Annotated in this window: 21 protein-coding genes; all 21 read right to left on the reverse strand. The window is 71.4% G+C overall.

Translation table 11 applies throughout. The features are described 5' to 3' along the window. Window positions 1–36: 36 nt before the first annotated feature. Window positions 37–780 (reverse strand): SPOR domain-containing protein, encoded by a 744-nt coding sequence (locus ACBY01_RS02290; RefSeq protein ID WP_416459141.1) that lies wholly within the window; start codon window positions 778–780, stop codon window positions 37–39. Next, on the reverse strand, window positions 780–2504 hold the full coding sequence (gene argS / locus ACBY01_RS02295) for an arginine--tRNA ligase (protein WP_416459142.1): 1725 nt from the start codon (window positions 2502–2504) through the stop codon (window positions 780–782). Before argS ends, ACBY01_RS02290 begins: the two co-directional genes overlap by 1 nt. 211 nt (window positions 2505–2715) lie before the next feature. Further along, window positions 2716–3885, reverse strand: coding sequence for a deoxyguanosinetriphosphate triphosphohydrolase (locus tag ACBY01_RS02300; RefSeq protein ID WP_416459143.1), 1170 nt, complete (start codon window positions 3883–3885; stop codon window positions 2716–2718). Beyond that, window positions 3882–5801, reverse strand: coding sequence for an SPOR domain-containing protein (locus ACBY01_RS02305; protein ID WP_416459144.1), 1920 nt, complete (start codon window positions 5799–5801; stop codon window positions 3882–3884). The genes ACBY01_RS02300 and ACBY01_RS02305 overlap by 4 nt, the downstream gene beginning before the upstream one ends. Window positions 5802–5936: 135 nt before the next feature. Then, on the reverse strand, window positions 5937–7421 hold the full coding sequence (gene ftsZ / locus ACBY01_RS02310; RefSeq protein WP_416459145.1) for a cell division protein FtsZ: 1485 nt from the start codon (window positions 7419–7421) through the stop codon (window positions 5937–5939). Between the two features lie 112 nt (window positions 7422–7533). Beyond that, window positions 7534–8793, reverse strand: coding sequence for a cell division protein FtsA (gene ftsA, locus ACBY01_RS02315; RefSeq protein ID WP_416459146.1), 1260 nt, complete (start codon window positions 8791–8793; stop codon window positions 7534–7536). A 12-nt stretch (window positions 8794–8805) separates the two neighbouring features. Next, window positions 8806–9765: a cell division protein FtsQ/DivIB gene (locus tag ACBY01_RS02320; RefSeq protein WP_416459147.1), complete on the reverse strand. Its 960-nt coding sequence runs from the start codon at window positions 9763–9765 to the stop codon at window positions 8806–8808. Next, entirely contained in the window at window positions 9762–10703 is a 942-nt protein-coding gene (locus ACBY01_RS02325; protein ID WP_416459148.1) for a D-alanine--D-alanine ligase, read from the reverse strand. Before ACBY01_RS02325 ends, ACBY01_RS02320 begins: the two co-directional genes overlap by 4 nt. Window positions 10704–10734: 31 nt before the next feature. Further along, window positions 10735–11658, reverse strand: coding sequence for a UDP-N-acetylmuramate dehydrogenase (gene murB / locus ACBY01_RS02330; RefSeq protein ID WP_416459149.1), 924 nt, complete (start codon window positions 11656–11658; stop codon window positions 10735–10737). After that, entirely contained in the window at window positions 11655–11852 is a 198-nt protein-coding gene (locus ACBY01_RS02335) for a hypothetical protein (protein ID WP_416459150.1), read from the reverse strand. The genes murB and ACBY01_RS02335 overlap by 4 nt, the downstream gene beginning before the upstream one ends. Continuing rightward, window positions 11849–13276: a UDP-N-acetylmuramate--L-alanine ligase gene (gene murC / locus ACBY01_RS02340; RefSeq protein WP_416459151.1), complete on the reverse strand. Its 1428-nt coding sequence runs from the start codon at window positions 13274–13276 to the stop codon at window positions 11849–11851. The genes ACBY01_RS02335 and murC overlap by 4 nt, the downstream gene beginning before the upstream one ends. Next, window positions 13273–14427 carry an undecaprenyldiphospho-muramoylpentapeptide beta-N-acetylglucosaminyltransferase gene (gene murG, locus ACBY01_RS02345; protein WP_416459152.1) on the reverse strand — a complete coding sequence of 385 codons (1155 nt, stop codon included), beginning with the start codon at window positions 14425–14427 and terminating at the stop codon, window positions 13273–13275. The genes murC and murG overlap by 4 nt, the downstream gene beginning before the upstream one ends. Continuing rightward, window positions 14427–15644: an FtsW/RodA/SpoVE family cell cycle protein gene (locus ACBY01_RS02350; RefSeq protein WP_416459153.1), complete on the reverse strand. Its 1218-nt coding sequence runs from the start codon at window positions 15642–15644 to the stop codon at window positions 14427–14429. The genes murG and ACBY01_RS02350 overlap by 1 nt, the downstream gene beginning before the upstream one ends. Beyond that, a complete protein-coding gene (murD, locus tag ACBY01_RS02355; RefSeq protein WP_416459154.1) occupies window positions 15641–16930 on the reverse strand; it encodes a UDP-N-acetylmuramoyl-L-alanine--D-glutamate ligase in 1290 nt (429 codons plus the stop codon). Before murD ends, ACBY01_RS02350 begins: the two co-directional genes overlap by 4 nt. Then, entirely contained in the window at window positions 16927–17997 is a 1071-nt protein-coding gene (gene mraY / locus ACBY01_RS02360; protein ID WP_416459155.1) for a phospho-N-acetylmuramoyl-pentapeptide-transferase, read from the reverse strand. The genes murD and mraY overlap by 4 nt, the downstream gene beginning before the upstream one ends. After that, complete coding sequence (locus ACBY01_RS02365) at window positions 17997–19367, reverse strand: UDP-N-acetylmuramoyl-tripeptide--D-alanyl-D-alanine ligase (protein ID WP_416459156.1); 1371 nt, start codon at window positions 19365–19367, stop codon at window positions 17997–17999. The genes mraY and ACBY01_RS02365 overlap by 1 nt, the downstream gene beginning before the upstream one ends. Then, window positions 19364–20785: a UDP-N-acetylmuramoyl-L-alanyl-D-glutamate--2,6-diaminopimelate ligase gene (locus tag ACBY01_RS02370; RefSeq protein WP_416459157.1), complete on the reverse strand. Its 1422-nt coding sequence runs from the start codon at window positions 20783–20785 to the stop codon at window positions 19364–19366. Before ACBY01_RS02370 ends, ACBY01_RS02365 begins: the two co-directional genes overlap by 4 nt. Then, window positions 20782–22497: a peptidoglycan D,D-transpeptidase FtsI family protein gene (locus ACBY01_RS02375; RefSeq protein WP_416459158.1), complete on the reverse strand. Its 1716-nt coding sequence runs from the start codon at window positions 22495–22497 to the stop codon at window positions 20782–20784. Before ACBY01_RS02375 ends, ACBY01_RS02370 begins: the two co-directional genes overlap by 4 nt. After that, window positions 22494–23222 (reverse strand): hypothetical protein, encoded by a 729-nt coding sequence (locus ACBY01_RS02380; RefSeq protein ID WP_416459159.1) that lies wholly within the window; start codon window positions 23220–23222, stop codon window positions 22494–22496. Before ACBY01_RS02380 ends, ACBY01_RS02375 begins: the two co-directional genes overlap by 4 nt. Continuing rightward, on the reverse strand, window positions 23222–24169 hold the full coding sequence (gene rsmH / locus ACBY01_RS02385) for a 16S rRNA (cytosine(1402)-N(4))-methyltransferase RsmH (protein WP_416459160.1): 948 nt from the start codon (window positions 24167–24169) through the stop codon (window positions 23222–23224). Before rsmH ends, ACBY01_RS02380 begins: the two co-directional genes overlap by 1 nt. After that, on the reverse strand, window positions 24166–24648 hold the full coding sequence (locus ACBY01_RS02390; protein ID WP_416459161.1) for a division/cell wall cluster transcriptional repressor MraZ: 483 nt from the start codon (window positions 24646–24648) through the stop codon (window positions 24166–24168). Before ACBY01_RS02390 ends, rsmH begins: the two co-directional genes overlap by 4 nt. Between the last annotated feature and the right edge of the window lie 268 nt (window positions 24649–24916).

Genomic DNA, 24916 nt, shown 5'->3' on the forward strand with positions numbered 1-24916 from the left:
CCGCTCGGCCGCCCGACTGGAACACCCGCCGGCGCGTCAGCGTGCGATGAAGCAGGCCTCGCCGGCCAGCTTGAGCTTGCCGCACAGGTCGCCCGCCTGCCCCGCGCTGCCCGCGTCGACGCGCAGCCGGTACACGGTCTTGCCGTTGACCTCCGCCTGCTCGATCGAGGGGCTCAGCGGGCCGAGATAGCCGAAGCGCTTGGTCAGCCGCTGCCAGCTGCTGTTGGCGACGCTCGCCTGCGGAAAGGAGCCGAGCTGCACCACCGAGCCCGACGCGGTGCGCGCCGGCGCCGCGGCGGCCTGCCGCGCGGGCGCGCGCGCCTGGAGCTGCCCGGCCGGAGCCGGGACCTCCGCCACCACCTTGGGCGCGCCGGCCGACGGCGGCGCCGCGGGCGCCTGCGCGGGGGCCGGCTGGCCGACCACCGGCGCCTCGGGCACCTTGGCGAGATCGACCTTGGCGGCACCGGGATCGCGGCCCTCGCTGGTCGCGAACACCGTGTCGCCGGTCCCATCGACCTCCATGCCGCCGGGCTCGTCGGGCTTGACCTTGTACGGCCCCTTCTCGGCCTGGATGATCGACCCGTCGCCACCGCCGCCCGTGCTCGGCCGGAAGTTGAGCGCCGCCCAGACGATGCCGGCGATCAGCGCGATGCCCACCACCACGAGCAGCAGCACGCGGCCGAGCGAGGCCGTCTCCTCCGGAAGCTGGTCGGCGCTTTCCAGCCACGGCAGCCGATCCTCGTCGCGCGTGTGCGTAGCGGTAGCGAAGCCGTCGGCCATCAATGCATCTCCTCGACGGCCTCGACCCCCATCACGCCGAGCCCGTTGCGGATGATCTGCCCGATCGCGTCGGCCAGGAAAAGCCGCGCGCAGGTGAGCGCCGGATCGTCGGGCTGGATCGTGCGGCGCGACGGATCGTCGTTGCCGACGTTCCAGGCCGCGTGGAATTCCGCCGCCAGATCATAGAGATAGAAGGCGATGCGATGCGGTTCGCGGGCGGTGGCTGCGGCCTCCGCGACCCGCGGGAACTGCGCCGCGCGCTTCACCAGCCGCAGCTCGGCCGTATCAAGCCGGGACAGGTCGGCGGCCTCGCACGCGATCCCCGCCTCCTTGGCGCGGCGGTGGAGCGATGCGACGCGGGCGTGGGCGTACTGAACGTAGAACACCGGATTGTCCTTCGACGCCTCGACCACCTTGGCGAAGTCGAAATCCATCTGCGCATCCGCCTTGCGGGTGAGCATGGTGAAGCGGACGACGTCCTTGCCCACCTCGTTCACCACGTCGGCCAGCGTGACGAAATTGCCCGCACGCTTGGACATCTTCACCGGCTCGCCGCCGCGCAGCAGCCGCACCATCTGGACGAGCTTGACGTCGAAGCGCGTCTTGCCCTCGGTCAGCGCCTGGACGGCGGCGACGATGCGCTTGACCGTGCCGGCATGGTCGGCGCCCCAGATGTCGATCAGCTGGTCGGCGCCCTGCGCTTTCTGGAAGTGATAGGCGAGATCGGCGCCGAAATAGGTCCATTGGCCGTTCGACTTCTTGATCGGCCGGTCCTGGTCGTCGCCGAACTGGGTCGAGCGGAACAGCGGCAGCTCGACCGGCTCCCAATCCTCGGGCGTTTCGCCCTTGGGCGCTTCGAGCACGCCGTCGTAGACGAGGCCGCGCTCGCGCAGCCACGCCTCAGCCGCCTCGGGCTTGCCGGCGGCCTGGAGCTCGGCCTCGGACGAGAACAGGTCGTGGTGGATGCCGAGCAGCGCCAGATCGTCCTTGATCATGACGAGCATGGCGGCGACCGCCTCCTTGCGGAACATCGCCAGCCAGTCGCCTTCGGGCGCGTCGACGAAGCGGGCGCCATGCTCGGCCGCCAGCGCCTCGCCGACCGGCTTGAGATAGTCGCCCGGATACAGGCCCTCGGGGATCGCGATCGTCTCGCCGAGCGCCTCGCGGTAGCGCAGGTGCGCCGAGCGGGCGAGCACGTCGACCTGGCCGCCGGCGTCGTTGACGTAATATTCGCGGATCACCTCGTGGCCGACGAACTCGAGCAGGCTGGCGAGCGCGTCGCCGACCACCGCGCCGCGGCAATGGCCCATGTGCATCGGGCCGGTCGGGTTGGCCGAGACATATTCGATGTTGACGCGGGTCCCCGCGCCCATCGTCGAGCGACCATAGTCGCCGCCGGCGTCGACGATCGCGCGCAGCTCGTCGCGCCACGTGTCCTCGGTCAGCGTCAGGTTGATGAATCCCGGCCCCGCCACCGACACCGCGGCGACCGCGTCGAGCTTGTCGAGTTCGACGACCAGCCTTTCGGCGAGCGCACGCGGGTTGCTGCGCGCCGGCTTGGCGAGCACCATCGCCGCGTTGGTCGACAGATCGCCGTGCGCGGGATCGCGCGGCGGCTCCACGGTCACCGCGCGGCGGTCCAGCCCCTCGGGCAGGTCGCCCGCCGCGACCAGCGCGTCGAGGGCGGCATCGAGATGGGCGGCAAAGCGTGCGTAGAGCGTCATGGGCGTTCCGGTGGTGGTAAACAGCCGCGGCTCTAGAGCAGATTTGCGTCCGCTTGAACCATCATCCTGACGAAAGTGGCGTGCGTGGCTATTCCGCGTCGGTGCTCCCGCGCAGGCGGGAGGCCAGGGGTCCGGGCGCGACGGGCGTTTGATCTGCTTGGCCCAGGGTTCCCGCCTGCGCGGGAACACGAAACTGGGCCGCAGTCGCAGCCTAGAATCCCTCGGGCAGCGTCACCTCGCCGACCAGATCGCGATAGCGGGCGATGGCGAAGCGGTCGGTCATGCCGGCGATGAAGTCGGCGATGTGGCGGCTGCGGCCGGGCTCGTCGGCGGGGAGCTCGGTGCCCCAGCCGTCGGGCAGCAGCGCCGGATCGTCGCGATAGGCGGCGAACAGCCCCGTCACCACCGTCCGCGCAGCGTCGGCCGCGGCGAGCTGCGAGGGATGGTGATAGAGGTTGGCGTACATGAAGCGCTTGAGCGTGCGCTCCTGCTCGCGGATCTTGTTCGAGAAACCGACCAGGCAGCGGCCGGCGGCACGCACGTCGGCGACGCTCTCGACGCCGGAGTCGGCGATGCGCCGGCGGGTCTCGGCGATCAGGTCGTTGACCATCGCGCCGATCTGCGCGCGGATCAGCTCGCCGACCAGCCGGTCGGGCGCGACGTCGGGGAATTGCGCGCGCACCTCGTCCCAACGCTCGGCGACGATCGGGACGCCCAGCATCTGGTCGAAGGTCAGCAGCCCGGCGCGCAGGCCGTCGTCGATGTCGTGGTTGTCGTAGGCGATGTCGTCGGCGAGCGCGGCGACCTGCGCCTCCAGCGACGACCATTCGCCCAGCCGCAGCGGAAAGGCGGCGTCCGCCTCCGCCAGCGCCCAACCCGGATGGCGCACCGGCCCGTTGTGCTTGGCGAGCCCCTCCAGCGTGTCCCAGCTGAGGTTCAGCCCGCGCCAGCGCGGATAGGGGCTGTCGAGCAGCGTCAGCGTGCGCAGCGTATGGCCGTTGTGGTCGAACCCGCCGACGCCCTTGAGCGCGTCCTTTAGCGCATCCTCGCCGGCGTGCCCGAACGGTGGGTGGCCGATATCGTGCGCCAGGCACAGCGCCTCGGTGAGGTCCTCGTTGAGCCCCAGCGCACGGGCGATCGCGCGGCCGATCTGCGCCACTTCCAGGCTGTGGGTCAGCCGGACGCGGAAATGGTCGCCGTCGGGCGCCATGAACACCTGCGTCTTGTGGCGCAGCCGGCGGAAGCTGATCGAGTGGATGATGCGGTCGCGATCGCGCTGGAACGCGTCGCGCGGGCCGCGGACGGTGCCGTCGCCCTCGGGGTGCAGGCGCCCGCCGTGCGCCTGCGGATTCGCCGCCCAGGGCGCCGGATCGCGGGTCACTTGGGAAGCTGCTCGATCTTCTGACCGGCCTCGCTGGTCCAGGTGAAGCCCGTTACACCCTGCTTCTTGAGCGTGTTGACGAACGCCTGCGCCTCGTCGTCGGTCTTGAACGGACCCACCAGCAGCCGGTTGGTGAAGCGCAGCGGCGTCGTCCACGCCGACCGCCCCTTGAGCGCCGGCGCCTTGGCGGCGAGCGCGCGATATTCCTTGGGCAGGTCCGCCTTGTTGGCGCCGCCCGCCACTTGAACCCACTCGCGGGCCGGGTTCTGCTTGGCGGGATCGGGCTTGGCCGCTTTCGCCTTCGCCTTGGCCGTCGTCTTGGCGTCGTCGTCCGCAGCCTTGCCCTTGGCTGACTTCGCCTCCTTGGCCGCTGCCTTCGTCGGCTCGGGCTTCGGCTCGGCTTTGGCAGGTACGGGCTTCGCCGGTTCGGGTTTCGGGGCCACCGGCGCGGGTGCGACAGGAGCCGGGGTCGTCGCCGCCGCGGCAATCCCCGGCGCGGGTGCGGCGGTGGGCAGCGGCGCGACCCCCAGTTCGGTCGCGGGGATCGTCAGGTTGCGGATGATCGTCGCGAGCGTGGTGTCGGCAGCCGCCGCCGCGGCATCGCTGTGCGCCGCAACCGGCGGGGTCGGCGCGCTCGCGACCTGGGCGGGAGCATCCGCGGCCGCGCCGCGTGCTTCCTCGGCCGCAGCTGCCGCGGCCGCGCGCTGGGCATCGGCGAGCCGCGCCGCTTCGGCGAGCCGCTGCGCTTCCGCGGTCCGCGCCGCCTGCTCCGCGCGCTGCGCTTCGGCGAGGCGTTCGGCCTCGGCACGCCGCGCCTGTTCGGCCGCCGCCGCGGCCTGTGCGGTCCGCGCAGCCTCCGCAGCGCGAGCGGCGTCGGCGACGCGCTTGGCTTCGGCGGCACGGGCCGCCTCGGCCGCGCGCGCTGCCTCGGCCGCCTGGGCGACGCGATCCGCCTCGGCCTTACGCGCCGCGGCGACTTCGGCCTCGCGCTGCCGCGCCTGGGTCTCGCGGCGAGCCGCGGCGGCGGCGGCACGACGCTCGCGTGCCGAAGGACGGCGGGTCCGCGCGGGCTTGGCGGGTGCGGCGGTCTCCGCCGCGGCGACCGCGACCGGCGCCTCCGCGCGAGGGAGCGGCGTGACCGCGGGGGCAAGCCGTGCGTCGGCGATGCGTGCCGGCGTCGTACCGAGCCGCCCGAAATGGACGGCAAAGGCGCGGTCGGCAGGGGCGAGCGACGGCAGCCGGCGGAAGAAGGGGGCGAGCTGCGCCCCGAAGCCGGGCAGCATCGCCGCCGCGATCTTGTCGGCACCCGCGACGTCGCCCTGCATCGCCAGCACGCACGCGTGCACCCGCCATGCGGCGCGGTCGTTCAGCCGCAGCAGCGGATCGAGCAGCTGGTTGGCGGCACGCGCGTCGCCGGTGATGCCGAGCGACAGCGCAAGGCGGCGCACCACCTCGTCGTCTCGTTCGTTCGCGAGCGCCAACCGATAGTCGCGCTGCGCGTTGGTGGGATAGCCGAGCAGGTCGAGCGCCAGCCCGCGGTCGGCGGCGAAATAGGAGGCCGCCAGCCCGGCACGCTCGGCAGCGGTGAACAGCCGCAGCGCCTCGCCCGGCCGCTCCATCGCCAGCAGCGCCGATCCGCGCCCGGCGAGGACGCGCGGGTCGGCGGGCGAAACCTTTTCGGCGCGCGCGAAGAACTGGACCGCCGCTTCCGGATCGCCCAGCCGCGTGCTCAGCCGCCCCGCCTCGATCAAGGCGGCGAGGTCGCTGGGGTTGGTCGCCAGGATGCGCATCTGCGCGGAAAGCCGGTCGGCGTTCGGCGTGGGCTGCTGGACGATCGCCTGCGAAAACGCGGGCGACGATGCCGCGAGCAGCGTTGCCAGCAACGCGCCGCGACCGATGCTCGAAAGACGATTCATGGGTGCGGCGACCTTAGACGCACGGGCCACGGACGGGAATTGCGGGCCGCCGGCCGGGCGACCAAGCGACGCATCCGGCCGACGAGCCGTGGGCGAGCGGCGGAGCGTCGGCATGCGACGCTCCGCCGTCCGGCATTACTGGTTGTTCTGGCGGTGCAGGAACCGGGGGATGTCGAGCGGCTCCTTACCCGCATCCTCGCCCCGCGCCGGGGCGCGGCCGGCGTTCGCCATCCGCTCGAACAGCGTGCCGCCCGGACGGCTGCGGCCGCCCTGGTCGTCCGATGCCGATTCGTTGCCCGGCGTCAGCCAGCGGCGGCGCGGCTCGTCGCCGGCAGGCTTGGCGGCCGGCGTCGGAGCGGCAGCTGCCGGCACCATCGTCTCGGCGCCCAGAACCAGCTCGTCCGCCTCCTCCGTGCGCGCCGTCGGGGCCGGCGTGGGCGTAGGCGTAGGTGCCGGGGTCGGGGCGGGAGTCGGCTGCGGGGCAGCCTGCTGCGGCGCGGCCGGCTGGGGGGCGGCAGGCTGCGGCGCCGGCTCGGGCTGCGGCTGGGCGGCCTGCGGCTCGCTTGCCTGCGTACCGCCGGTACGACGGGCGCCGCCGAAGGAGAAGGACGCACGGCTCTGGTCGGCCGTGGGAACCGCGGCCTCGCTGGGCGCAACGGCCTCTATGCCGGTCGCGACCACCGACACGCGGATCTTGCCTTCGAGCTCGGAGTTGAACGCCGAGCCCCAGATGATGTTGGCATCGTCGTCGACCAGCTCGCGGATGTGGTTCGCGGCCTCGTCGACCTCGAGCAGGCGCATGTCGTCGCCGCCGGTGATCGAGACGATCACGCCCTTGGCGCCGTTCAGCGAGACGCCGTCGAGCAGCGGGTTGGCGATCGCCTTCTGCGCCGCCTCGATCGCGCGGCTGTCGCCGTCGGCCTCGCCGGTGCCCATCATCGCCTTGCCCATCTCCTGCATCACCGAGCGGACGTCGGCGAAGTCGAGGTTGATGAGGCCGGGCATGACCATCAGGTCGGTGATGCCGCGCACGCCCTGCTGCAGCACTTCGTCCGCCATTTCGAACGCCTGCTTGAAGGTCGTGTTGGCGTTGGCGATCAGGAACAGGTTCTGGTTCGGGATGACGATCAGCGTGTCGACGTACTTCTGAAGCTCCTCGATCCCAGCGTCGGCCGAGCGCGAGCGCTTCTTGCCTTCGAACGAGAAAGGCTTGGTGACCACGCCGACGGTCAGGATGCCCATCTCGCGCGCCGCCTTGGCGATCACCGGGGCTGCACCGGTGCCGGTGCCGCCGCCCATGCCGGCCGCGATGAAGCACATGTGTGCGCCCTGCAGCGCTTCCTGGACCTGCTCGATCGTCTCTTCGGCGGCGGCGCGGCCGATCTCCGGCCGGCTGCCCGCGCCCAGCCCCTGCGTGATCTTCACGCCCAGCTGGATGCGGTGCGGCGCGTCCGACTGCTTCAACGCCTGCGCGTCGGTGTTGGCGACCAGGAACTCCACGCCCTGGACGTCGGCGCGGATCATGTTCGCGATGGCGTTGCCGCCGGCGCCGCCGACGCCGATCACCGAGATGCGCGGCGTCAGATCGTCGAGGTCCGGCGGAAGAAATTCGATGCTCATTCCTGATCTCCCGAAGCGGGCCGGCCGCTGGCCAGCAACCGCCTAACTGGTTTCTTCTGCACCAACGGCTTGGGGGACTCTAGCCCCGTTCGCCACCATCCGTAGCAAATCTTCAATAGTTGGTCCGAAAGGCCGCCATCAGCCGCTGGAACAGCGCCATCGGGCTCGGCCGGGTGACCAGCTGGTGGGTCGGCTGGATCGCGCGCAGGTCGACGGGGTCGGACGCCGCGAACATCGCAAGGCCGGCCAGCGTCGCGAAGCCGGGGCCGGCGTGCGCCTCCGGCAGCGCGGTCAGCCCGCGGGCGCGGCCGATGCGGACGGTGCGACCCAGCGCCTGCTGCGCGTAGTCGGCGATCCCCTTCAGCTCCGCGCCGCCGCCGGTCAGCACCACCTGGCGCCCGACCGGATCGTCGAAGTTGAGCTTGCGCAGCTCCTTCTGGATCTCGGCCATCAGCCGGTCGAGCCGCTGGCGGATGACCGCGATCAGCTGCGCGCGGGTGATGCGCGTACCCTCGGCATCCTCGTCGGGGCGCACCGGCGCCACGTCGATCATGTCGTGGTTGTCGCGCGGGCTCATGTTGGCCGAGCCGTAGAAGCACTTCAGCCGCTCGGCCTGGCTGCGTCCGGTGCCGAAGGCGGAGGCGACGTCGTCGGTGATGTCGGCCGCGCCCATCGCGATCGAGGCGAGGCCGGTGAGCACGCCGTTGGCGAACACCGATACGTTGGTGACGCCGGCGCCGATCTCGACGAGCGCGACGCCCAGCTCGCGCTCTTCCTCGGACAGACACGCGAGCCCCGTCGCGACCGGCGCGGCGATGATCGACTTCACCTCCAGATGCGCCGAGCGGACGCACAAGTCGAGGTTGCGGACCGGCGAGCCCTCAGTGGCGACGACGTGGATCTCGACCCCCAGCCGGTCGGCGTGCAGCCCCATCGGGTCGCGCACTCCGCCCAGCCCGTCGAGCGAATAGCGCATCGGCTGCGCATGCATCACCATCAGCGCGCCGGGGTCGATGGCGTTGCGCCCGGCCTTGAGCAGCGCGTCGACGTCCGACTGTTCGACCCGGTGGCCGCCTAGGTCGACCTCCAGCTTGACGATGTCCGACAGCAGCCCGCCCGCCGAGAAGCTGACCCACACGTCCTCGATATTGAGCCCGGCGATGCGTTCGGCCTGCTCGACCGCCTCGCGCACCGCGGTTTCGGTCGCCTTCATGTCGGCGATATAGCCGCGCTTGACGCCGCGGCTCTCGCGCTGGCCGGTGCCGAGCACGACGAGTTCGCCGCCGTCGCCCTTCTGCGCGATCAACGCCGAGATCTTCGACGATCCGATGTCGAGTGCGGTGATCAGTCCTTCCGGTGCCGTCTTTGCCATCGCCCTGCCCCCTTATCCGACGCCGTTACCGGTGCCGCTATCCCCCGAGTCCTTCGCGGGCGCGGCAGCGCCGTCGCCGGCCTTGCTGTCGTCCGTCGCCGGCGCCGCGGCATTGGGTGCCATGCGCACCACCAGCTTGGTCGGATCGCGCAGGTCGAAGCGCGCATAGCCCTTGCCGAGCAGCCCCATCGTCCCGTCCATCTGCGCGAAGCGGACCAGCGCGCGCGCCGCGGCCTCCTCGCCCTCCGGCAGCACCAGCTGCTCGCCCGACTGGAACAGCAGGTCCCAGCGGCGATTGCCGACCCAAGTCGCCGCCTTGACCATCGGCTTGAGCGCGGGCGCGGCGGCGATCAGCCGCTGATAGGCCGGCTCCTGCGCGTTGGCGCCTTCGCCGATCACCAGCGGCAGCCGCGGGATCGCATGTGCGGGCACCTCGTCGAGCAGCACGCCCTTGTGATCGATCAGCATCAGTTGGCCGTTGTTCTGCCACACCGCCGCGGGATCGCGCTCGACCACATCGATCACCAGCGTGTCGGGCAGCCGCCGCGATACGCGCGCGTCGGCGATCCAGCCATATTCGAGCAGCCGGTCGCGCGTGCCGTTGAGGTCGACCAGCGGCATCGCGCGCGAGCGCTGGTCGAGCGCCACCGCATAGACCGAATTGGCGTCCATGCGCTTGAGACCCGTCACCTCGATCTGGGCGACGCGAAAGCCCAGGCTGCCGATCCCCTCCGCCATCGCGGTGCCGACCAAGCCGAAGACGCCGAGCCACCCCGCCGCGGCGATCGCCGCCGCACCGACGCCCAGCGTGATGCTCCACGCCGCCGCCTTCTTCACCGTCGCTTCGCCGCCGGGCACGCGCGCGACGGCATGATCGAGGATCGAGGCGCGCCGCTGCCGCTTGGGCTGCGGGCGCCGCTTGGGCTTCACCGTCCGCGCGGGCGCGGGACGCCGGGAACTGGCGCGGCTCATTGCTTCGCTCCGTGGGAGAGGGCCTCGTCGACGATCCACTGCACGAGTTGCGGGTAGGACATGCCGACGGCGCGCGCCTGCTCGGGCACCAGGCTGAGCGGGGTCATGCCGGGCTGGGTGTTGACCTCGAGCAGGAACAGCCCCTCGACGCCCTGGCTGTCGTCCCAGCGGAAGTCGGCGCGCGAGGCGCCGCGGCAGCCGAGGCGCTGGTGCGCCGCGACCGCGATCGCCTTGCACGCGTCGGCAACGTCCTCGGGGATCTCGGCCGGGCAGACATGCTCAGTCAGCCCCTCGGTGTATTTGGCGTCGAAGTCGTAGAAGCCGGACTTGGGCCGCAGCTCGGTCACGGCGAGCGCGCGGTCGCCGAGCACCGCGGTGGTGAGTTCGCGCCCGCGGATGAACGGCTCGGCGAGCAGTTCCTCGAACAGCTGCCACGGGCCGGTCGCGTCGCGTGCGATTGGGTTGCCATAGTTTCCCTCGTGGGTGACGATCGCGACGCCGACCGAGGAGCCCTCGTTGACCGGCTTGAGCACATAGGGACGCGGCAGCGGATCGCGCTCGAACAGTTCCTCGGTGCGGACGATGCGGCCGCCGGGCATCGGGATCCCGTGCGGAACCAGCGCCTGCTTGGTGAGCTGCTTATCGATCGCGATCACCGAGGTAGCGAGCCCAGAGTGGGTATAGGGCAGCCCCATCAGGTCGAGCATGCCCTGCACCGTGCCGTCCTCGCCCGGCGCGCCGTGCAGCGCGTTGAACACCACGTCCGGCTTCGCCTCGGCAAGCCGCAGCGCGACGTCGCGGTCCATGTCGATCCGGGTGACGCGGTGGCCGAGCGATTCGAGCGCGTCGGCGATGCCCGTGCCCGACATCAGCGACACCGGGCGCTCGGACGACCAGCCGCCCATCAGCACGGCAATGTGGAGGGTACGCTCGGTCACAGGATCACTCCACGGCTCGTGGCCAACATCTTCATTGCTTCGCCCGCCCGACACGCTGGATTTCCCATTCGAGCTCGACGCCGGAGTGCGCCTTCACCCGCGCGCGCACGTCCTCGCCCAGCGCCTCGATCTCGGCGCTGCTCGCCTGCCCCAAGTTGAGCAGGAAGTTGCAGTGCTTCTCGCTGACCTGCGCATCGCCGCGGCGCAGGCCCCGGCAGCCGGCGGCGTCGATCAGCGCCCACGCCTTGTGGCCGTCCGGATTCTTGAAGGTGGAGCCACCGGTGCGGCTGCGCAGCGGCTGCGACGCCTCGCGCTCGGCGGCGATGCGGTCCATCTCCGCGCCGATCGTGGCCGGATCGCCCGGCGTTCCCTCGAACAGCGCCTCGACCACCACCGCGCCCGCCGGCAACTCGGAATGGCGATAGGTGTAGCCCAGCCGTTCGGCGGGCCAGGTCTCGATCGCGCCGGCGCGCGTGACGAGTGTCGCCTCGACCAGGATGTCGCTGGTGTCGCGGCCATAGGCGCCGGCGTTCATCCGCACCGCACCGCCGACCGTGCCGGGGATGCCGCGCAGGAACTCAAGCCCGGCGATGCCGGCATCGCGCGCCGCCGAAGCGACAGTGATCCCCATCGCCCCTGCGCCCGCGCGCACCCGGTTGCCCGGCTCGACGCTCACCCGCGCCATCGCCTTGGGCAGCCGCACCACGACGCCCGGCACGCCGCCGTCGCGCACGATCAGGTTGGAGCCCACCCCGACCGGCAGCACCGGCGTCGCGGGATCGAGCGCGCCGAGCAGGCCGGCCAGCGCCTCGACACTGTCCGGGCGCACCAGCCATTCGGCCGGCCCGCCGGTGCGGAACCAGATGAAGTCGGCGAGCGAGCCCTGCGGCTCGACCTTGCCCGCGACCGGCGGCAGCGCGTCGGCTTCGGGGGAAAGGCGGACGGCATCGGTCACTTGGTCCAGCCCCACAGCCGCGCCCAGGCGAGCCAGGCCTTCCACTGCGCATCGGCCATGCGCCGGCCGGCGTCCTGCAGGTCGGCGGCCTTGCTGCCGGCGTGGAGCATTTCGCGCACCGCGTCGACCTGCGCCTCGTGCGCGCGGACGATGTCGCGCTGTGCCTTGGTGATCGAAGCGATCCACTCGTTCATGCCGTCTGCTCCACCCGAAGAGCCTGCACGATCGCGTCTGCGAGCCCGGCCGCGACCTTCGTGATATCGCCCGCGCCCAGGCAGACGATCAGGTCGCCGTCGCGCGCGTCCGCCGCCAGAGCCTCCGCCAGCGCCTGCGGGTCCGCCACCGACTGCGCCGAACGGTGGCCGCGACGACAGATGCGCTCGACCAGCGCCTCGCCGCTCACCCCCTCCACCGGCGCCTCGCCCGCGGCATAGACCGGCAGCGCATAGACCGCGTCGGCGTCGTTGAACGCCTGCGCGAAGTCGTCGATCAGCGCGCCCAATCGCGAATAGCGGTGCGGCTGCACCACCGCGACCACCCGCCCGGACGACGCCTCGCGCGCCGCCGACAGCACCGCGCGGATCTCCACCGGGTGGTGGGCATAGTCGTCGATCACCGTCATCGCCGGCTCGGCGACGCTGCCGACCTTGGTGAAGCGCCGCTTGACCCCGCCGAAGCCGCCGAAGCCGGCGGCGATGGTGGCGTCGTCGATGCCCATCTCGATCGCGACGGCGATGGCGGCGAGCGCGTTCTGGACGTTGTGGCGCCCGGCCATCGGCAGGACGATGTCGGCGATGGTGCGCTGGCTGCCGTCGCGCTCCCGCACCACGGCGTCGAAACGGTTGCAGCCGTCCTTGGAGACGATGTTGGTGCCGCGGACGTCGGCCTGCGCAGCGAAGCCATAGGTCACGATGCGCCGGTCGCGCACGCGCGGGATGATCGCCTGCACCTCCGGATGATCGAGGCACAGGATCGCCGCGCCATAGAAGGGCACGTTCTCGACGAACTCGACGTAGGCATCCTTGGCGCGATCGAACGAGCCGTAGTGATCGAGGTGCTCGGGATCGATGTTGGTGACGACCGCGATCGTGCCGTCCAGACGCAGGAAGCTGCCGTCGCTCTCGTCGGCCTCCACCACCATCCAGTCGCTGGCGCCCAGCCGCGCGTTGGAGCCATAGGCGTTGATGATGCCGCCGTTGATGACGGTCGGGTCCACTCCGCCTGCGTCGAGCAGCGCGGCGATCAGCGAGGTCGTCGTGGTCTTGCCGTGGGTGCCCGCGACCGCGACCGTCGACTTCAGCCGCATCAGCTCGGCCAGCATTTCGGCCCGGCGGACGACGGGCACGCGCCGGGCGAGTGCTGCCTCGACCTCGGGATTGCCGCGCCGGATCGCGGTGGAGGTAACCACCACGGCCGCGTCGCCCAGATTGGCGGCGGCATGGCCGATCGCCACCGGGATGCCGCGGTCGCGCAAGCCCTGGATGACATAGCCCTCGGCCACATCGGAGCCCTGCACGCGATAGCCCAGGTTCTTCATCACCTCGGCGATGCCGGACATGCCGATGCCGCCGATGCCGACGAAGTGGATCGTGCCGATGTCGGTCGCGACGCCCTTCATGCCAGTGCCTCCCGGGCAGGCGCAGGCTTGGCCGAGCGGGTGCGCGGGCGCGCCGGCGTGGCGTCGATGCTCTCGACCAGGTCGGCGAGGTCGCGCACCGCATAGGGGCGGCCGCAGCTGCGCGCGCGGCCGGCGGCATTCTCCAGCGCCTGCGGCTCGAGGCCGAGCTTCTGGATCTGCTTGGCAAGCTCGGTCGGCGTGAACGCCGTCTGCGGGATCGTCCGCGCGCCGCCCGCCTGGGTGATCTCGCGCGCGTTGACCGTCTGGTGATCGTCGGTGGCGCTGGGCAGCGGTACCAGGATCGCGGGGCGACCCGCGGCGGTGAGCTCCGCGATGGTCGAGGCACCGGCCCGCGCGATCACGACATGGCTCCACGCCAGCCGCTCGGGCAGGTCGGGCAGATAGGTCGCGATCTCGGCCGGGATGCCATGTTCGGCATATTGCGCGCGCACGCGGTCGATGTCCTCCAGCCGCGCCTGATGGGTGACCTGCAACCGGCGGCGGAAGTGGACCGGCAGCAGCGCGAGGCCGTCGGGCACCACCTGGCTGAGGATGCTCGCCCCTTGGCTGCCGCCGGTGACGAGAACGCGGAACAGCCCGTCCTCCTCCGGCGTCGGGAACGGCCGATCCCGCAGCGCCAGCACGGATTCTCGCACCGGATTTCCGACGAGGTGGGTCTTCGCGGCATGGGCGGGCTTCAGCCGCTGCACGTCCTCGTAGGAGGTGGCGATCGCACCGACGCGGCCCGCGACCAGCCGGTTGACGCGACCCAGCACGGCGTTCTGCTCGTGGATCACCGTCGGCAGCTTGCGCGCGAACGCGGCGAGCAGCGCGGGCAGCGCGGGATAGCCGCCGAAGCCGATCACGGCCGAAGGCTGGAAGGTGTCGTACAGCGCCATCGCCATCGTCCGGCCGGCGAGCATCTGCCGCCCCGCGCGCAGCCAGCCGACCGGCCCGCCCGACAGGCGACCGGCGGGAAGCACATGCGTCTGGATGCCGTCGAACAGTCCGGGGAAGCGCACGCCGCGCTCGTCGCTGACGAGCGCGACGCGGTGCCCGCGCTCGGTCAGCTCGGCTGCCAGCGCCGCAGCCGGCACCATGTGGCCGCCCGTGCCGCCCGCCGCCAGCACATAATGTTTCGATCCGCGCATCAACCGTTCCACCGCGTTCCGTAGGGAGAGCGCGTCAGATACGGGTTCCTTCGCGTGAAAGCGAGCAGCAGTCCCATGCCGATCGACAGCGCGATCATCGACGAGCCGCCATAGCTGATGAACGGCAGCGTCATGCCCTTGGACGGCGCGATGCCGGTGTTGACCGCCATGTTGATCAGCGCCTGCAGCCCGAACTGCACGGCGAGGCCCGCGGCGGCGAGCAGGCGGAACGCGTCCTCCTCGTCGAGGAGCTTCACGAACACGCGCACCACCAGCGCCAGGAAGAGCAGCGCGATCGCCGCGCACGCGATCAGCCCGAACTCCTCGCCGACCACGGCATAGATGTAGTCGGTGTGCGCCTCGGGCAGCTTGAACTTGATGCGACCGCCGCCCGGCCCCGTGCCGGTGATGCCGCCGGCGGTGAGCACGGCATGCGCCATGTCGGTCTGGTAGCTGTCGGTGTGGACGGCGTTGGGATCGGGGAACAGGAAGCTGTCGATGCGGATGCGCGCGGTGTCGTAGAAGACATAGGCCGCGACCACCCCGCCCGCGCCGATCGCGCCGAGCAGCGCCATGATCCGCGGCGAGATGCCCGCGATCATCAGCAGCGTCAGCCACACCGATCCGAAGATGATCGTCTGGCCGAAGTCGGGCTGGAGCATCAGCACGCCGCCGACCAGCCCGGTCAGCGCGCCGGTGATCGGCACCACCGGCAGCTGCGGGTCCTTGGCGCGGAACGACAGGATCCACGCCGTGGTGACGATGAACATGGGCTTCAGGAACTCGGACGGCTGGAACTGGCTGATTCCCAGCCCGATCCAGCGCCGCGCGCCGTTGACCTCCACCCCGACCAGCGGCGTCGCCATCAGCAGCAGCAGGAACAGCGCCGCCCCGCCCAGCGCCAGCCGCCGCGCGGCGGTGACCGGGAGCATGGAGACGCCGATCAGGACCGGGAAAGACAGCACCACCCACAGGGCCTGGCGCCAGAAATAGGCCATCGCCGGGATCTTCACCGCGCCGCTCGAATAGCGCACCGCCGACGCCGGGCTGGCAGCGGCGACGGCGACCAGGCCCAGCGCGATCAGCAGCATCGCGATCAGCAGCAGCACCCGGTCGATGTCGCGGAACCACATGCCGACCGGCGAGCGGTTGCCGCGGCCGACGTGGCGCTGGACGCGCTCCCGGATCGGATCGGCGGAACGTGCCATATCGGTCATCGCAGGTCCTCCACCGCCCGCGCGAATGCGCGGCCGCGCTCGGCATAGTCGGCGAACTGGTCGAACGAGGCGCAAGCCGGCGACAGCAGCACCACCTCGCCCGGCTGCGCACGCGCGGCCGCCGCCCGCACCGCGGCGTCGATCGTGCCCGCCTCCTCGACGGGCAAATCGGGCGCGAGCAGCTCGGCGAAGCGCGGCCCCGCCTCTCCGATGGTGTAGGCGCGCACGACGTTGGCGAAGCCGGGGCGGCAAGCGTCCAGGTCGTCGCCCTTCGGCTTGCCGCCGACGATCCAGTGGATGCGCGGGAAGGCGGCGAGCGCGGGCGCGACGGACTCCGGATTGGTCGCCTTGCTGTCGTCGACGAAGGCGACGCCGTTCACTTCGGCCACGCGCTGCATGCGGTGCGGGAGCCCGGCGAAGCTTGCGAGGCCTGCGTCGATGGCGGCGTTGTCGATGCCTAGCGCCTCGCACGCGGCGATCGCCGCAAGAGCGTTCTGCGCGTTGTGCGGGCCCTGCAGCGACGGCCAGCGCGACTGGTCCATGCACACGCCGGGCGCGATCTTCGTGAGGTCGGCGCTGCGGCCTGCCTGCGCGACCTGTCGCGCGATCAGGGCGGAGGGCGTGTCGCCGATGCCGATCACCGCCGCATGGCCGGCCGACTGCATCGCGAACAGCCGCGCCTTGGACGCGGCATAGGCGTCGAACCCATCGTACCGGTCGAGATGATCGGGTGTGAGGTTGAGCAGCACCGCCACGTCGCAGTCGAGCATGGTGGTCAGGTCGATTTGGTAGCTCGACAGCTCGAGCACATAGACGCCACCGACAGACAGCGGCTGCTGCTCCAGGATCGGCAGGCCGATGTTGCCGCCCATCAGGCTCGGCACGCCCGCCGTCTGCAGGATGTGGTGGATCAGCGCGGTGGTGGTCGACTTGCCGTTGGTGCCGGTGATGCCGACGACGCGGTGCGGCGGCAGGTCGCCGCGGGCCTGGGCGAACAACTCGATATCGCCCAGGATCGGCACGCCGGCGGCGCGGGCCCTGTCGGCGATCGGATGGCTGTTGAGCGGGACGCCCGGCGACACGACGACCCCGTCGAAGCCGGCGAGGTCGATCGCCAGCGGATCGGCGATCGTCGCGCCCGACGCGCTCTCGCGCCGTGCCGCATCGCTATCCCAAGCGGTGACCGCCGCGCCGCCCGCGACCAGCGCGTTCACCGTGGCGATGCCGGAGCGTGCAAGCCCCAGCACCGCATAGCGCCTGCCGGACCAGCCGCCCGCGACGATCATCGCAGCTTCAACGTCGACAGGCCAGCAAGCGCCAGCACCAGCGCCACGATCCAGAAGCGGATGACCACCGTCGCCTCCGCCCAGCCGAGCTGTTCGAAATGATGGTGGATCGGCGCCATCTTGAACACGCGCTTGCCGGTGCGCTTGTAGAAGAACACCTGGATGATGACGCTCATCGCCTCGACCACGAACAGTCCGCCGATGATGCCGAGCACGATCTCGTGGTGCGCGGTGACCGCGATCGCGCCCAGCGCGCCGCCCAGCGCCAGGCTGCCGGTGTCGCCCATGAACACCGCGGCCGGGGGCGCGTTGAACCACAGGAAGGCGAGGCCCGCCCCCGCGATCGCGCCGCACAGGATGGTGAGGTCGCCCGCCCCCGCAACGTAGGGGATCCCGAGGTAGGTCGCGAATTTGGCGTTGCCGACCAGATAGACGATCACCATGAACGCGACCGAGGCGATGATCACCGGCATGGTCGCGAGACCGTCGAGACCGTCGGTCAGGTTCACCGCATTGCCGAAGGCGACGATCGTGAACGCAGCGAACACGATGTAGAACGGCCCCAGATCGACCGCGACGTTGGAGAAGAACGGCAGGTAGAGCTGGGTCCCGGTTTCGCGGATGATCAGCCAGCTGGCGATCCCCGCGATCCCGAACTCCAGCAGCAGGCGGACGCGCCCGGGTACGCCCGCGGTGCTCGCCTTGCGGACCTTATCATAGTCGTCGAGGAAGCCGATCGCGGCGAAGCCCAGCGTGACGAACAGGCATGCCCAGACGAACGGGTTGCGCAGGTCCATCCACAAGAGGACCGACAGCGTCATCGAGGTGAGGATCATCAGCCCGCCCATCGTCGGCGTGCCGCGCTTGGCGAGGTGGGTCTGCGGCCCGTCGGTGCGGATCGGCTGCCCCTTGCCCTGGCGGACGCGCAGCCAGCCGATGAACTTCGGCCCGATCAGCAGCCCGAGGAACAGCGCGGTCGCGACCGCGCCGCCGCTGCGGAAGCTCAGATAGCGGATGAGGTTGAGGACGCCGGGAAAGCCCAGTGCCTCGGCGATCAGGTACAGCATCAGCCTCTTTCCGCCAGCGCCGCCACCACGGCCGCCAGCCCCACCCCGTTCGAACCCTTGACGAGAACCGCGTCGCCCGGCGCGAGCAGCGCCCGGAGGCGTTCGCGCGCGGCGGCGGCGTCGGGCACATGGACGAATTCCACCGTTCCCTCAAGCGCTTCGGCGAGCGGCGCCATGCCGGGACCCACCAATATGGCGTGCGAAACACCCGCTTCGCCGATGGGGCCGGCAAGCTCGGCATGGAAGCGGTCGCTCGCCGCGCCGAGCTCGCGCATTTCGCCGAGCACGGCGAGCTTCCGGCCCGGCTCTTCGGCGAGCACCTGGAGCGTCGCGCGCATCGAGGCGGGGTTGGCGTTGTAGCTCTCGTCGATCAGCAGCGCGCTGCCCGGCCCGACCGCGATCTCGGTGCGCGCGCCGCGCCCCGGCAGCCCCGGCAGGTCGGCGAGCGCGAGACCCGCCTGCGCCAGGTCGCCGCCCGCGGCATCGACCGCCGCCAGCACCGCCATCGCGTTGGCGACCCAGTGCACCCCCGGCGGCGCGAGGGTGAAGCTCAGTTCCCGATCGCCAATCTGCGCGATGACAAACGTCCCGCCCGTGCCGATCGCGACATGCTCGACCGCGCGGACGTCGGCCCCCTCGCCCAACCCGAAAGTGACGATGCGGCCGGCATGCGGTCGCGCCGCCGCGATCAGCCGGTCGCGGTGCGGGCTGTCGAACGGCACGATCGCGGTGCCGCCCGGCTCCAGCCCCTGGAAGATCTCGCCCTTGGCGTCGGCGATCGCGGCTTCGGAAGGGAAAAACGCGGTGTGTGCCGGCGCGATGGTGGTGACCAGCGCGATGTGCGGACGGACCAGCCGGGTCAACGCGGCGAGTTCGCCCGCGTGGTTCATCCCCATCTCGAACACGCCGAAGCGGGTCGCGGCGGACATCCGCGCCAGGCTGAGCGGCACGCCGGTGTGGTTGTTGTAGCTCTTGACCGAACGGTGGGTGGCGCCGGGGTTCGCGCGATCGAGCGCGGCGAACAGCGCCTCCTTGGTGCCGGTCTTCCCCACCGAACCGGTGACGCCGATCACCGTCGCCGAGGTGCGGCTGCGCGCGGCGCGGGCCAGCGCTTCGAGGCCAGCCGTCGTATCGCCGACCTGCACGTTGGGGTGCGGCGTGTCGGCGGACACCAGCGCGCCCGCCGCGCCCCGCGCGAACGCACCGTCGAGGAAGCGGTGGCCATCGGTAGCCTCGCCGCTCAGCGCGACGAACAGGTCGCCCGGCGCCACTTCGCGCGAGTCGAAGGTAACGCCGCTCGCGGCGAAGTCGGCCGAGGCGGTGCCGCCGGTGGCAGCCGCGATCTCGGCCGAGGTCCACAAGGGTGTCATGCCGTCCCCGCGCACTCCCGCGCGACCGCGACGTCATCGAACGGCAGCACCAGCTCGCCGACGATCTGTCCCTGCTCATGGCCCTTGCCGGCGACGAGGACGATGTCCTCGGGCCCCGCCTCGGCGATGGCGGCGGCGATCGCGTCGCGGCGGCCGCCGATCTCGCGGGCATTGGGCGCACCTTCGAGCACCTGCGCGCGGATCGTGGCGGGATCCTCGCTGCGCGGGTTGTCGTCGGTGACGATCACCAGATCGGCACCGGCTGCCGCGGCGGCACCCATCGGCTTGCGCTTGCCGGTGTCGCGATCGCCGCCGGCGCCGAACACGACGATCAGGCGGCCCGCCGCGTGCGGCTTCAGCGCGGCGATCGCCGCCTCCAGCGCGTCGGGGGTGTGCGCGTAATCGACATAGACCGGTGCGCCGGTGCGGGTGATGACCGCCCGCTCCAGCCGGCCGCGCACCGGCTGCAGCCGCGACAGGCCCGCGAGCGTCGCCTTCAGCTCGCCGCCGGTCGCGAGCACCAAACCCGCAGCGGTGAGCGCGTTGGCGGCCTGATAGGCGCCGATCAGCGGCAGGTTGACCTTGTGCGTCGCGCCCTCCGCCTCGATCGTCAGCGTCTGGCCCAACAGCGTCGGCTCGCGTCCCGCCAGCCGCAGCGTGTCGCCATGCTCGCCCACCGTCAGCAGCCGGTTGCCGCGCATGCGGGCGAGGTCGATCACCCGGTCGGCGTGCGGATCGTCGACCCACACCACCGCGGCGCCGTCGGGATCGAGCACCTCGGCGAACAGCCGCAGCTTGGCGGTGAAATAGGTCGCCATGTCGCCGTGGTAGTCGAGGTGATCGCGACTCAGGTTGGTGAACGCCGCCGCACGCACCGGCAGCCCCTCGGTGCGGTACTGCGACAGGCCGTGGCTCGACGCCTCGAACGCGACATGGGTGACGCCCTCGCGCGCCAGCCCGGCGACGTTGGAGAGGAAGGTGACGATGTCGGGCGTGGTGAGCCCGGTCGAGACGCGATCGTCGGCGGTGGTGACGCCGAGCGTGCCGATCGAGGCGGCGTGGTGCCCCTGCATCCGCCACAGCTGGCGGGTGAGCTCGACCGTCGAGGTCTTGCCGTTGGTACCGGTGACGGCGACCGCGGTGTTCGGGAACGGCGCGAAGAAGCGCGCCGCCAGCCGGGCGAAGCGCTCGCGCGGATCGCGATCGGCGATGTGGACCGCGCCCTCGACCACGGCTTCCGGCCGGGCGACGACGGCGATCGCGCCGGCAGCGACGGCGGCGGGGATGAAGTCCTCGCCGTTGACCCGCGCACCCTCGAACGCGCCGAAGATCGTGCCGGGCGCGACCTTGCGATGGTCGATCGCGAAGCCGGTGACGGGTGCGCCGCCGTCTTCGCCGAGAAGCGTTCCTAAGTTCATTCCGGTCCCGCCGTCTTGGTTTCGCCGGGCGCGTGCCACAGCAGCCCGCGCAGTTCGGCCGTGTCGATATCGGCGTGCGCGTCCGGGATTACCCCCAGCAGCGGCCCGGTACGGCTGATGACGCGCGACGCGACCGGCGCCGCGGTCCAGGCCGCGGTGGTGAAGCCGAAGGTCTCGGCGGTTCCCTTGGGCGAATCGAGCATCGCGATCACCACATAGCGCGGATGGTCCATCGGGAAGGCCGCCGCGAAGGTCGAGACGTTGACCTTCTTCGAATAGCCGCCGCCGCTGGTGCGCTCGGCGGTGCCGGTCTTGGCACCGACGCGGAACCCCGGCGCCTCACCCTTGCGGCCCGTCCCCTCCAGAACCACCAGCCGCAGCAGCTGGCGCATGCGATAGCTGGTCGCCTCGCTGAACACGCGCCGGCCCTTGGGCACCGTGCCGGGCTTGCGCTTCACCAGCGTCGCCGGGCGCCAGATGCCGCCGTTGACCATCGTCGCATAAGCCGTGGCGAGGTGCAGCGGCGTCACCGCGATGCCGTGCCCGTAGGCGGAGGTCATCGTCGTGGTACGCGCCCAGAAGCTCGGCCAGATCGGCCGCGCCTTTTCCACCTCGATGCTCGGCGGTGTGTCGAAGCCGAGCTGGCGGAACAGCGCCTTCATCCGCTCCTCGCCCATCTCGTCGGCGATGCGCGCGGTGGCGATGTTGGACGAGTGGACCAGCGTCTCGGGGATGTTGAGCCAGCGCCGCTCGGCATGGTCGTCGTGGATGCGGAAGCGGCCGACCTGCAGCGGCTGAGTGGCGTCGTAGCGCTTCGCCATGGAGCTCGCGACGCCGGTCTGGATCGCGGCGGCGACGGTCAGCGGCTTGAAGGTCGAGCCGAGCTCGTAGACGCCCTGCGTCACCGTGTTGAGCTCGGTGCCGCCGCCGGTCACCTTGTTCGGGTTGAAGGTCGGCAGCGAGGTCATCGCGATCACTTCGCCGGAATCGACGTCGAGGATCACGCCGCCGGCGCCCACCGCCTGGAAGCGCGCCATCGCCTGGCTGAGCTCGCTCTCCAGCGCCGCCTGCACGCGCACGTCGAGCGACAGCGCCACCGGCTTGCCGCGCTCGGCCGGATCGGTCAGCCGCGTATCGAGATAGCGCTCCATGCCGCGCATCCCGCGACCGTCCATGTCGAGATAGCCGAGCGCATGCGCGGCGAGCGTCGACTGCGGATAGAGCCGCTCGGGCTCGCGCGCGAAGACGATGCCCGGCTCGCCCAGCGCATTCACCTGCCCGATCAGCTCGGGAAGCGCGCGGCGCTTGAGGTAGCGGAAGGTCGAGTCGCTCTCCAGCACGCGCCGGTAATAGCCTGCGTCATGCTCCGGCAGCACGGCGGCGAGCTGCTGCGCCAGTTGCGCCTTGTCGCCGATCACCTTGGCCGGCCGCACCGCGATCGACCAGGCGTCGATGGTCCGCGCCAGCGGCGCGCCGTTGCGGTCGACGAGGTCGGCGCGCAGCGGCACCAGCGCCGCCGCGGCGTCGCGCGCCGACGCCGGGGAGGTCGAGATCGCCAGTGCGCCCAGCCGCAGCAGCACCATCGCCACGCCCGCCGCGAACAGCAGCAGCACGATCATCAGCCGGACATGCGCGATCGCGACCAGCGAATGCCGGCCGCCGTCGCCCTTGCTCTGGCGGTGCGTGATCGGAGGCGCGACGACGACGATCACCGCTTCTTCACTGCCTCCGCTCGGGCACCGCGGGCGAGGTCGCGCAACGTGCGGTCGCTCAGCAGCGTCTGGTCGAGCATCGCCACCGCCTGCGCCTTGCGCTCGGCGGGACGGGCGGGTGCGGCGGCGGTGCGGACCGGCGCGGCCGCGGGCTTGCGCGGTGCGGTCGCGGCGCTCGCCGTCGCGACCGGCGCGGCGGTGGGCTTGCGCGGTGCGGCGACAGCCTTGGCGGTCGCGGTCGGGGCAGCGGCCGGCTTCTTCGGGGCCGGCGCGGCACTGGCGGTCTCCACCGGGGCCGCGACGACCGTACCCGCCGCGGCGGCGGCCTTGGCGGCAGCCGCTTCCGCGGCGGCGTTGGCCATCGCCGTGGCGGTCAGCACCACCGGCGCGCTCGGCACGACATAGGAGGCGAACTGCACGTCGTTGCCCGGCGTGCGGCCCGGCAGCTGCGCCAGCATCGCCTCGCCACCGACGAACTGCTCCGCGCGCGGCGCGGCGAGCGACAGCACGTCGCCGTTCCAGCGCTCCAGCTGCGCCAGGTTGGCGCGGGTGTCGAACTCGGTCTCCAGCGTGCGGATATCGGCGCGCGCCTTGACGATCGCACGCTCGACTGAATCGACGCGGGCGCGCTCGGCGGCGACCTGCGAGGTGACGAGATAGAAGGCCGGGGCGACGACCGCCACGCACAGGCACCAGCCGAGTGTCTTGAACCCGAACGCTGCCATCACTTCACTCCTGCCTCTGTCCATGCCGCGGCGTCGGTCCGCCGGGCGCTGCGCAATGTCGCCGATCGTGCGCGCGGGTTGCGCGCGAGTTCTCCCTCGCCCGGCTTCACGGCCTTGGCGGGGGTGTCGAAGCTGGGGGCACGACCCGCCGCCTGCGCCGGCAGGTGTCGCGAGCCCGCCGGGGTGCCACCGCAGCGCTCCCGCAGGAAGCGCTTGACGATCCGGTCCTCCAGGCTGTGGAAGGTCACCACCGCCAGCCGCCCGCCGGGCTTGAGCACCCGCTCCGCCGCCGCCAGCCCCTGCTCCAGCTCGTCGAGCTCGGCGTTGAGGTGGATGCGCAGCGCCTGGAAGGTGCGAGTCGCCGGGTCCTTCTTCTCGTGCGGCTTGTGCCCCAGCGCACGGCGCACGATCGCAGCGAGTTCGCCGGTGCGCTCGATCGGGCGTGCCTCGACGATCGCCCGCGCGACCCGGCGCGAGCGCGGCTCCTCGCCATAATGGTAGAGCACGTCGGCGATCTCCGCCTCGTCGGCGGTATTGACGAACTCGGCCGCGGTCTGGCCCGACCGGCTCATCCGCATGTCGAGCGGTCCGTCGGCCTGGAAGGAGAAGCCGCGCTCGGCCTGGTCGAGCTGCATCGACGACACGCCGATGTCCATCGTCACGCCGTCGACCGGCACCACGCCGAGTTCGTCCAGCGCCGCCGCCATCGACGAGAAGGGCGCCTCGACCAAAGTCAGCCGGTCGCCCGCCTCGGCGCGCGTCGGTGCCGCGCCGGCGACCGCATCGGGATCGCGGTCGAACGCGATCACGCGGGCTCCCCTGGCGAGGATGGCACGCGTGTAGCCGCCCGCGCCAAAGGTCGCGTCGACATGCACCTCGCCCGGCGCGATCGCCAGCGCGTCGACGACTTCGTCGAGCAGCACGGGGATGTGGGGCGCCTCGCTCACCGCAGCCCCTTCTCTTCCATGCAGAACTCGACGAGTTCGCGCGTTTCCTCGGCAATGCTCGCGTCGGCGAGCAGCACGTCCGGGTTCCAGATGTTGAAGGTGTTGCCGCGACCGTGGAAGAACGCCCACTTCTCGATCTTGGCGCGGCGACGGAAGAAGGCGGGCAGCACGAAGCGGCCGGCGCTGTCGAACGGCGCCGATTCGAGGTTGCCGAACGCATTGCCTGCCACGTTGTAGTCCACCGCCTCCCCATTGTCTTCGAGCGCCAGCTCGCGCGGGTCGAGCCGCGCGTGCAGGATTCGGGGCCAGTTGACGTCGAACCCGACCAGGCAGCCGTGCGTCGAATCCCGCGCGATCAGCAGGTCCCGCGCCTCGGCGTTGCGCTCCAGCGCGGCGCGCAGCTTGGCGGGAACAGCGACTCGCCCTTTGGCGTCCACTGCCTGCAGCCCGTAGCTCAGATAGAGTTCTCGGTCTGACACGCTGCCCCAGTTCGGTCGCGCAGCGCCCCTTTTCCGCTGTTCCTGTCGATGCTGGCGCCGGCCAGGTCATGCGCTTCGGCTTCGCGGCGGAGGGTGCTGCCCCCTCATCAGCGCCTTGCGTATCAAATCCATCCCTGGGTCACAATGGGCGAAGCTGGGTGAGAGTGGGATTTGCATCCACTTTCTTTCCCCCAACTTCCGATTTAGCCGAGAACGCGGGCCAGGAACGCACGCCCGCCGTCCACGCGGGACACGAAAGTTGGGAGAG

Source organism: Sphingomonas mangrovi (assembly GCF_047975845.1).
GTDB lineage: Bacteria > Pseudomonadota > Alphaproteobacteria > Sphingomonadales > Sphingomonadaceae > Sphingomonas.